The 1,453-nt window shown below is 49.8% G+C and carries 2 protein-coding genes; both read left to right on the forward strand.

Annotation, left to right across the window (positions count from 1 at the left end; genetic code table 11):
- Nucleotides 1-183 (forward strand): hypothetical protein (locus ACFRAK_RS28675; RefSeq protein ID WP_394573143.1); only part of this gene is annotated, 183 nt, incomplete at its 5' end.
- Nucleotides 184-534: 351 nt separating this feature from the next.
- A partial coding sequence (locus tag ACFRAK_RS28680) for a LamG-like jellyroll fold domain-containing protein (protein WP_394573144.1) occupies nucleotides 535-1,453 on the forward strand: 919 nt, incomplete at its 3' end.

A 1,453-nucleotide genomic window follows, 5' to 3' on the forward strand; every position in this document is an offset into this window, starting at 1 on the left:
GTATTAGCTCGTTCGCCCGAAGGGGACAAGGATGCTGCTGACAAAAAGGTTAGCATCATAATCAGGCTGGTCATTTTCTTCATTCTCATTACATATCCTCCTTGTGTTGTGTATCGGATTGCCAATCTCGAATTGGAAGTGCACATGCCTCCCTTCCTGATTCGTCCATATCATATCGTATGATCTGGCGTGATGCATATTAACAATATTATGGATTGTAGCCTTATCTTTAGATGTCGAATCGTTGGTCATGAATGCGGACATTTTGACTTTGATGGGAGGAAATGGATAGGCGTGTGAGGAATATATATGCGTAGAATGTGGGGGGAGCGACATGAGAATGAGCTTAACCAAAGTCATTACCGCAAGCGTTGTCGTGATCGCGATGGCCGTGCTGATGATGAGATCATTACATGGACGAACACGTTCAACCACAGGTTGAGCACACGGCTTACATACTCTACTACAGCGTGATAACTTTCCGATCATAGATTGTTTATAGTAAAGGCATCAAAGGAAAGTGTGGTGATCACAATGAATGAAATGAATCATCCAATCCGTCAAAATATCAGCTTGCATCGCAAGCGATTAGGCATGACCCAGGAACAGTTGGCTAATCGCTTGGACGTGACCTATCAGGCGGTAAGCAAGTGGGAGAACGGGCAATCGTGCCCGGATCTTATGCTCATGCCGGGCTTGGCTGATCTGTTCGGCATCACAATTGACGAGATTTTCGGTCGGTCGGGGAATCAGGTCGACCTGAGGTCTGGACTCGTGCTGGAGTTGTTGTTCGATGGTGATGTACGTGACCGCAGCGGCGAAGAGCACCATGGGCGAATGGTAGGCGCAGCGTATGGCGTTGACCGGTTCGGTCTGGCTGGCAGGTCGCTCGCGCTGAATGGTAGGGACGGGTACGTCGTAATCGATCCGCCGCCTGTACTTGAGGAGGCCTATACGATCTCCGTCTGGTGCTGCTACGATCCGCAGACGATCCTGCGCGGTTGGCATAGCGCCATCGTATCTCAGGATGGTCATCATGAGCAACGATCGATCCAGTTAAGTACGCGAGACAAGCGACTGACACTGCACGGCTTTTTGCACGAACCTGATCTCTCCATGGATGCGAGCCTTGAGATGCTGCATTGGTACCATGTAGTTGTAATATATGCCGACGGGCAATATCGATTATACGTGGACGGAGAGATGGTTGCAGAGCGAAAGGGCAGTTATACTCCTTGCCCGGAAGAGCCACTCTATGTCGGGAGAAAATCTACTGAGGAGCCGTATTTTTATTTTAACGGGAGCATTGACGATCTGCGAATCTATAATCGGGCCATTCATAAGGAAGAAGTACGGGCCCTTTATTTGGAGCACGGTTATAAACCGGTGCCTGTCCTGACTTCACCCGAAGAAGCCGAGGTCGCGCCAATCCCCGTTCTGAACGGTCTGGACG

The organism is Peribacillus sp. NPDC056705, assembly GCF_043656335.1.